The organism is Microcoleus sp. B4-D4 (assembly GCF_036705185.1).
Lineage (GTDB): Bacteria > Cyanobacteriota > Cyanobacteriia > Cyanobacteriales > Microcoleaceae > Microcoleus.
Map to the genome: position 1 here is coordinate 236049 of NZ_JAUBTX010000007.1, position 7193 is coordinate 243241.

A 7193-nucleotide genomic window follows, 5' to 3' on the forward strand; every position below is an offset into this window, starting at 1 on the left:
TTAATAATTTTTAACTAAAGCTAGGCCCAACCATTGCTGGATCGAAACCAGCTAAGTTAAATGCGCTGTTTTCAAACTCTAGTTCTCCCGAAAAATCCTCGGGTTCTTTTTCTTCGGGCAAACTTGCTGGATTTGAACTCTCAGGGATAGTTAATTCCGTAGCAATAGATGTACCTGGATTCGACAAGTGAGAGAAAGTAGCTAAAGGAATTAAACCCGAAGAAATACCAGGGGCAATTGCTCCTAACTCGGTACAGTTAAATCCCACATCTCGGCAAACCTCATCTATCTGCCTGAGCAAAAAATTAATGCTCTCTCGCCTCAAATACTCTAAGTCTGTACTAGAATGACTACCGCTGTTGCGTAAAGCTGCTAACAGCCACCGCGCTTTGATCAGAGGTAAAATCGTTTCCTTGAAACTAAAAAAAGGATGATTTTGCAGGTAAGACAGCAAGATAGCGTCTTCGGAATCTGGCAAAACTTGACAGCGCCAGCAAAATTGCTTGTAGCGTTTTTTAGGCATAATTCCTCACCTTCTTTCCAGAACCTCGGTAGGGCCCACCCAATAAGAGAGCTGCATCTAAGTTTGCTTCAGATTCCTCTAATAAAGGTTCTTTATTCGAGTCATCACTCAATTCCTTAGAATCATCTAGGCAGCTATCTTTGATACTTGAGTCAGCATTTTCTTGGGCAAGATTTTCCGTTGTGATTTCATCAAGATTTTCACTCTTTTGTTCAGTAGACTCCTTGAATTTGGGGCTAGTTGATGGCTCGAATTTAGCGTTGGTAAGTTGCTCATTTTTTGATTTAGTAGGTTGATCGGATTTTGGGTGAGTAGACTGTTCAGATTCTGGGTGAGTAGATTGTTCAGATTTTAGGTTAGTAAATTCCTTGGATTTTGGCTTGGTAGACTGTTCAGATTTTGGGTTAGTAAATTTCTCAGATTTTGGCTTGGTAGATTGTTCAGATTTTGGGTTAGTAAATTTCTCAGATTTTGGCTTGGTAGATTGTTCAGATTTTGGGTTAGTAGGTTCCTCGGATTTTGGCTTGGTAGATTGTTCAGCACATTCTTTAACACTCTGTATATCAGTCGGAGGGACTGGAGCATCTCCTGAAGTGGAAGCTGCAACTTCTCTCCTCTGAGAAGTTGCCGCAACAGACCTTTTTCCCAGTGCCTCAAACTGAGATTTGAAGTAAGAAAATAGTCCGTAAACATCAGCGATACGGCAACCTAAACCATCAGGATCGAGTGTTTTTGGTACTGTTATGCCTGCGTGCCAAGACAGCGAATAATGAGAAAACTGATTTCGCAGTTCGGGCTTCATATATTCAGAAGTTCCCCCGCAAAAGACAATTTCATCTAAATCTGGCGGCAGCACTTCATTAATCCAATGAGATAACATTCGAGCGTAGTCGAAGCGAGACAGCTTGACTGCTTCAATCAATTGGTCAACTTCTCGATCTTTTGCTGCGTCCTCTCGATTTCGAGCAATTCGGTAAAAATAAGGTCGGTTGTAGCTTACGCCCGCTTGAGCGATTGATAAAGCCAAACGGGAAGCATCGTAGTTAGAGGTTCGCTCTTGAACTAGATCCACCAACTTTACCATTCCTAAGTCTGAAGTTTTGCCCTTACCGACAGCACCGCGTGCCGAAACTATTACCGAGGCATTGCGAAATCCTACCATCACAAAGGCAGTTACCCGCTGCTTGAAGGCTGAACCTAAATTGCTGTTGTGGATTAAAGCAATGCCACCGCCTTCTTGCAAAGCTTGGGTTTTGTCCAGGGTGACGGAGAGCTTGCCGGTGGGTGTTTCAAATGAAGCAGAGTATTGATTTAATAGCTCAAAAAATTGCTTGGAGTCATTAAATTCGCCTGGGGGCAAGAAAACTGCGATCGCAGCGCTAAATTGATTGCCTAAATCTAACTTCCGCGACACTACCCACAAAGCTGCTAGAGCTTTGTACAAAGCGCTACTGTACTTTAGTCCCGCTAAACCGATGTGAGCATTGAATTGCGCTGCTGCTAGGTAGCCAACGGCTCGGCATTCATTACCAATTGCCACCCAAGCAATATTTTCGGGAGATGCCGATGCAAGGTTGGGTTTGGTGAAACAATTGGCTATGTCTTGGCTTACTGGCCCCACCTGCGATTCCATTACAAAGGAGCTTGCTTTACTGCCTGCTTGCGAGCTTTGGCAGAAAACTCTAGTAGATAAGCCGCCAAAATCTATAGCCAGAATCGCATCTGGTATTGAGGGTTTTTTCTTCATAATCGCTGGCTTTTATTACGTTATAAAATGATAGTATTAGCTTCAATTTAAGTTTGACCTCACCAATTTCGGTGGTTTAAGATAGTTAAAATAGCCCCCTCTAAATGGCGGGGACAGACTGCTTTCTCTAAATGGCGGGGACAGACTGCATTTAGACGTTTTCTCGTCAACATATTTTTGACTATGTTAAGAAGTGCGGAATGTGGGTTGTCAGCATCCCCTGATGTATCGAGCGGTGAAACCAAAGCCCAAATCCTGCAAAGGTTTTCTCCATTGCGGTGGAGTTCAGATAATCGCCCACATCTCCGGCGGTATCCCGCTTGATGCTGAGTAGTTGACCCCCAAAGTCTACCGAAAACTGTTCGACTGCGTAGGCATCTGTTGAAATGGCTGCAACGGTGTCTTCTGCCAAAAAATCGAAAGTGCCTCCAGCCTCAGAGAACAACCGTTTCAGAGCTTTTGAACGCAAAAAATCGAAAGTGCTTCGAGCTGGTTTTCCCACACTTCCCGCTGTCTGAGTCAGAGACATCCGATAGCCGCCATCTGGCAGCATGAACCCATCAACTATGAAGGAACCTATTTGCCCGATCGCCCCCCAGTCCTTCTAGCTCGGCTCGGTTAAGGGCAGACCGGCTCTAAAAATCAACTCGGCAGTCAAGTTCAATTCCGGGAAAGCCAGCGACTCAACTCGGTCATCTCCCCGAAACAGGCTGATTTGATACTCGCCGTCAACCAACTGGCAAACCGTGAGCGTGGGTTGTTTGGGAGTGCCGATGAACTTGCGACCGCCCAAACCGAGATAGTCCACAATCCAGTATTCGGGGATGCCCATTTCTTCATAGTCGGCAAATTTGAAATGATAATCATCCCGCCAATTCGTACTGACTACCTCTACAGCAAGCCGCACCGAAGAACCCATCGTGATGATGGACTCCCTTTCCCAGCGCGGTTCGTTTGCCAGAGATGCTTGATCTAGGACAATTACATCGGGCTGATAACCAGCCTCATCGCGAGTGGGTTTAAGCAGACAGTCACCAGGGATAAAGTAAGGCAATTTCAGTCGCCTGATTTCTGCACTGATTTCATCCCTGGTAAAACCTGTAACACGGGAATGGGGGCCAGTTCCTAAAGGCATTTCAACAATTGCTCCTTTGTGCAGTTCGTAGCGGCGGACTGAGTTCTCTGGATACCAGGCTGCGAACTCATCAAACGTGATTGTTTGGGGGATGGTTTGAGGGATTGTTTGGGTTTGGCTCATGTTGCTGTTTCCTCTGACTTGTTGGTTTTGAACTGCGATCGCCACGAAACCGGACTCCTCCGCTCCGGGGTGTAATCCGTATATGTCTCTCCCAGCAAAGCTTTAGATCGATTCGAGTGCAAAAATATAATGCGTAAAAAATCGAAAGTGTTTCGAGCTGGTTTTCCCACACTTCCCGCTGTCTGAGTCAGAGACATCCGATAGGAGCCATCTGGCAACATGAAGCCATCCACTGTGAGGGAGCCTATCTGAGCTGGGGTACGGATAGCTCTAAATGATTCGGTCATGTTTTACTCCCCCTCACCTTCCGAATAATACAAATCATCACCCGGTACCCTCAACCCTTCTAGCTCAGCTCGATTTTCAGCCAAAGCCTCAAGGAACTCCTCTTGACACTCTCAGCGCTGAAGCGATTGAGATTCTTAAGAAATTTCGTTCTTAATATCCCTATTACTAGGGTTCCCAAACTCAGCACGTTTGCTCGTAGAGCGTGCTGATATCTTTTGGGCGTTTAGGTGTTCAACACCAGGTTTCGCGGAGTCCCCGCGTACCATTCTCAAAGCTCGGTCTCTGATAGTTTTTGCAGCACCAATATCGGCGTGTTCGTGATATCCACATTCCACACAGATGAATTTTTCTCCATCTCTATTGGATTTGTCGATGTGCCCACAACTTCTGCATTCTTGGCTAGAGTGCTTAGGATTAACTTTGATTACGATTTTTCCTTGCTTTGCAGCTAGATACTCAATCTTTAATCCTAAATCACCCCAACCTGCATCAGAGATGGCGCGATTCAATCCCTTTTTTCTGGATTGCCCGTTCTTCAGAAACCTCCCGGTTTTTTCGTCACTTTTAATCTTGCATCGACGCATCAGTTTGAGTCGATGTGGGGTATTATCCCCAGCACCTCTCAGTTAATTAGAGTCGATGCCTGTGTTACCACAGGACACCTCTCCTTCAGAACGCGGACGTGCAGCTTTCACTGCATCCGGCTCCTAGTCTGACACCTAATAAGTCGGGTTTAACCCGCTGTTCGGACTCTCACCTGACCATGAACGGTCTGATGCTGGTGACATTCACGATGTAGAACTTCCAAATTTATAGGTTTCCAATTGTTATGGTTGCCGTCGATATGGTGTAGTTCTGCAATATCACCTGACATGAACGATAGATTACATTCTGTACATTTGTGATTCTGTTTCTTGAGAAGTCGTGCCGTTATCCCATCGTAGTGAGCATTCTCTCGTTTTGACCAGTAAACAAAATCGCCATCATAGGGTGATATATCTCCCTTGACAATGACAAACTTGCAGGCTGACCAACTAACCGCAGGAATTGCTCTTTTTATAACCTTATTGGTTTGATAACGGTTGTATCTTCCTTGTTTCCGAATGAATTTCCATAACCAATAGCGCAGTGACCACAGGTCGTGTTGACTCATATCGCAGAATCTATGGTAATTTCTCCACCCTCTTACCACCGAACCACACTTGTTGATTCGATGCTCTAGAGTGAAACGACTATCTTTTATCACTTCTTTAACTTTTGCCTTAATGCTAATTGTAGCTTTTTGACTGGGTGTTGAAATGAATTTACCATTGGGCTTAACTGAGAAGTTCCACCCAAGGAAGTCGAAACCATCTGTACTATGTACGACTTTGGTTTTGGCTTCTTTAACTTTTAATCCTCTTGTTTCCAAGAATTTATCAATGTATCCTCGGAGGGGCTCAGGGTCGTCTTCTGGTTTCAGAATAAACACAACGTCATCCGCATAACGAAATCCAGTAATAGTGTCTATGTATCTGCCACCATTTCTGATTTTTAATCTAACCTCATGACCAACATTTTCTAATCCGTGAAGGACTATATTTGCTAGTAATGGGCTGAAAACTCCCCCTTGGGGCGTACCGGATTCTGATGAAGGAAATTCTCCTCTGACTCCAGCTTTTATTGCCCGAAATACCCCTTGTTTTGCTGCCTTTGGTAGTTGGACTGATTGCATTAAGAATTTGTGGTCAATCTTGTCGAAACATTTTTCAATATCCAATTCCAAAATTCTTTTTTCTAACCCATTACTGCTAGAGTTTAGATTATTGAATAATTGTCTCTGGATATCATGGCAGCTTCTGCTAGGTCTAAACCCATAAGAATGAGCGTTGAACGTAGCTTCTGCTGCGGGTTCCAAGGCATATTTGATGAGACATTGATATGCTCTGTCGCTAATGGTCGGGATTCCTAGTCCTCTTTTAGTTCCGTCTGCTTTGGGGATATACACTCGCTTTAGGGGCTGATGTTTCCATTGCTTCCAGTTCTTAACTAACACTTCAAATAGTGCCAGTCTTTGTGAAGGTTCGAGGGCTTTCTTTCCGTCCACCCCTGCGGTTTTCCGTCCAGTATTTAACTGTGTCACTTGCCGAATAGCAAGCAATTTCGCTGCTCGGGAGCTTAATAAAAGTTTCTGAAGCTTACGCACTAGGAGCACGTTACCGTTCTTTTGAGCCTTGAATATTCTCACTTGTAGGCGAAACACAATTTTCCGCAGCTTGCGCCAAGGAATTGATTTCCATTTATCAACTGGATTTAACTCCGTTGCCATAACATTCTCTACGCCTGAATGAACATTTTCTATGTAAACCGTACCCAGTTGTCCAAGAGTCCTGATTTCTTAAATTTTTGAGTACATCTTACCAACTCTACCCGCTAACCCTTATTTAAGGAGTCCACAATTTGAGGAAGTAATTTTCTCAACTTGAAGGTTGAAAGAGCCGTTTTATTCGTTCCTCGGTTTAGTTGTTTTGTAGTTTTAGGTTCTCTCATTTCGCCCACGATTTCCCAGAATTGCATTTATCCAGTTCAAAATAATGCGGGTATTTTCACACTTGAAGTGTTATGTTGTGTCGTTGTTCGACCTTGATTTCGGTCGTTCACGTTCAGACGCTTTTTCCGAGAGTTCAACTAATGTTTAACCTTGACTACTTACCTATACGAGTTGCTACCATCTCAGGTTTGTTATTCTCGTTCTGTCCCCAGCTTCATTTTTAGAGTTTGTTCTCTATCCATGTGGGCAGTTTTGGCATCACGCCATTCCTAGCGGGTAAGACTTGTCAAATTTGAGTTTGACTCACTCACACTAAACTAAAGTTATCTCTACTATATTTCTGAGTTTGCACTCAAGGCGGTGTAGAGACGATTTTCCTCCTAAGTTTTATGAGACTTTGGTTTCAATCAACGAACCGCACGAACTGGACGTGCCCGTTTCCGTGCATCCAGCTCCCGATATTCTTGGGGATTGACCCTTTTGCTCATGTGTAAGTGGTCATGACAGGATTCGTGCATTGCTAGAAGATTTTTAGGTTTCCAGTTATCATGATTCTCGTCGATGTGATGTAGATTTACTCGCTCGTCGCTCATAAACTTCATTCCACAGTGACCGCATGAATGGCTTTGCTTTTTAAGGGCTTTAGAGGTCAAATCATCGTATAACTTACTATTGCGTTCGCTCCAGTAGGTCAAATCTCCGTCGTAGGGCGATTTATCCCCTTTGACGTTGATGTGTTTGTTTTCAGAGTAAGGAACTGTTGGAAATGCCTTCTTAACAAGCTTAACGCTTGATTCTCTGGTATTTTTGGTTTCCTGGTTAAATACCGTGTATGTTCTGTGATTTA

At 44.1% G+C, this 7193-nt stretch carries 8 protein-coding genes; all 8 read right to left on the minus strand.

Translation table 11 applies throughout. From position 1 onward, the window contains the following. Positions 1–10: 10 nt before the first annotated feature. Entirely contained in the window at positions 11–523 is a 513-nt protein-coding gene (locus tag QUB13_RS09300; protein ID WP_333380240.1) for a hypothetical protein, read from the minus strand. Then, positions 516–2270: a hypothetical protein gene (locus tag QUB13_RS09305; RefSeq protein ID WP_333380241.1), complete on the minus strand. Its 1755-nt coding sequence runs from the start codon at positions 2268–2270 to the stop codon at positions 516–518. The genes QUB13_RS09300 and QUB13_RS09305 overlap by 8 nt, the downstream gene beginning before the upstream one ends. Positions 2271–2451: 181 nt before the next feature. Continuing rightward, positions 2452–2823 (minus strand): hypothetical protein, encoded by a 372-nt coding sequence (locus QUB13_RS09310; RefSeq protein WP_333380242.1) that lies wholly within the window; start codon positions 2821–2823, stop codon positions 2452–2454. Positions 2824–2874: 51 nt separating this feature from the next. Beyond that, on the minus strand, positions 2875–3528 hold the full coding sequence (locus QUB13_RS09315) for a Uma2 family endonuclease (protein WP_333380243.1): 654 nt from the start codon (positions 3526–3528) through the stop codon (positions 2875–2877). Then, the gene (locus QUB13_RS09320) at positions 3525–3815 is read right to left on the minus strand and encodes a hypothetical protein (RefSeq protein ID WP_333380244.1); all 291 of its coding nucleotides are present in this window, start codon (positions 3813–3815) and stop codon (positions 3525–3527) included. The genes QUB13_RS09315 and QUB13_RS09320 overlap by 4 nt, the downstream gene beginning before the upstream one ends. Before the next feature lie 135 nt (positions 3816–3950). After that, the gene (locus QUB13_RS09325) at positions 3951–4325 is read right to left on the minus strand and encodes a transposase (RefSeq protein WP_333380245.1); all 375 of its coding nucleotides are present in this window, start codon (positions 4323–4325) and stop codon (positions 3951–3953) included. Between the two features lie 224 nt (positions 4326–4549). Continuing rightward, positions 4550–6124, minus strand: a complete 1575-nt coding sequence (ltrA, locus tag QUB13_RS09330; protein WP_333380246.1) for a group II intron reverse transcriptase/maturase — start codon at positions 6122–6124, stop codon at positions 4550–4552. Positions 6125–6753: 629 nt separating this feature from the next. Then, a partial coding sequence (locus QUB13_RS09335; protein WP_333380247.1) for an HNH endonuclease occupies positions 6754–7193 on the minus strand: 440 nt, incomplete at its 5' end.

Bases quoted from the DNA above. Each gene is read 5' to 3' on its own strand.
- QUB13_RS09315 (WP_333380243.1), bottom strand. From the start codon at position 3,528: ATGAGCCAAACCCAAACAATCCCTCAAACCATCCCCCAAACAATCACG.
- QUB13_RS09310 (WP_333380242.1), bottom strand. From the start codon at position 2,823: ATGCTGCCAGATGGCGGCTATCGGATGTCTCTGACTCAGACAGCGGGA.
- QUB13_RS09305 (WP_333380241.1), bottom strand. From the start codon at position 2,270: ATGAAGAAAAAACCCTCAATACCAGATGCGATTCTGGCTATAGATTTT.
- QUB13_RS09300 (WP_333380240.1), bottom strand. From the start codon at position 523: ATGCCTAAAAAACGCTACAAGCAATTTTGCTGGCGCTGTCAAGTTTTG.
- QUB13_RS09320 (WP_333380244.1), bottom strand. From the start codon at position 3,815: ATGACCGAATCATTTAGAGCTATCCGTACCCCAGCTCAGATAGGCTCC.
- ltrA (WP_333380246.1), bottom strand. From the start codon at position 6,124: ATGGCAACGGAGTTAAATCCAGTTGATAAATGGAAATCAATTCCTTGG.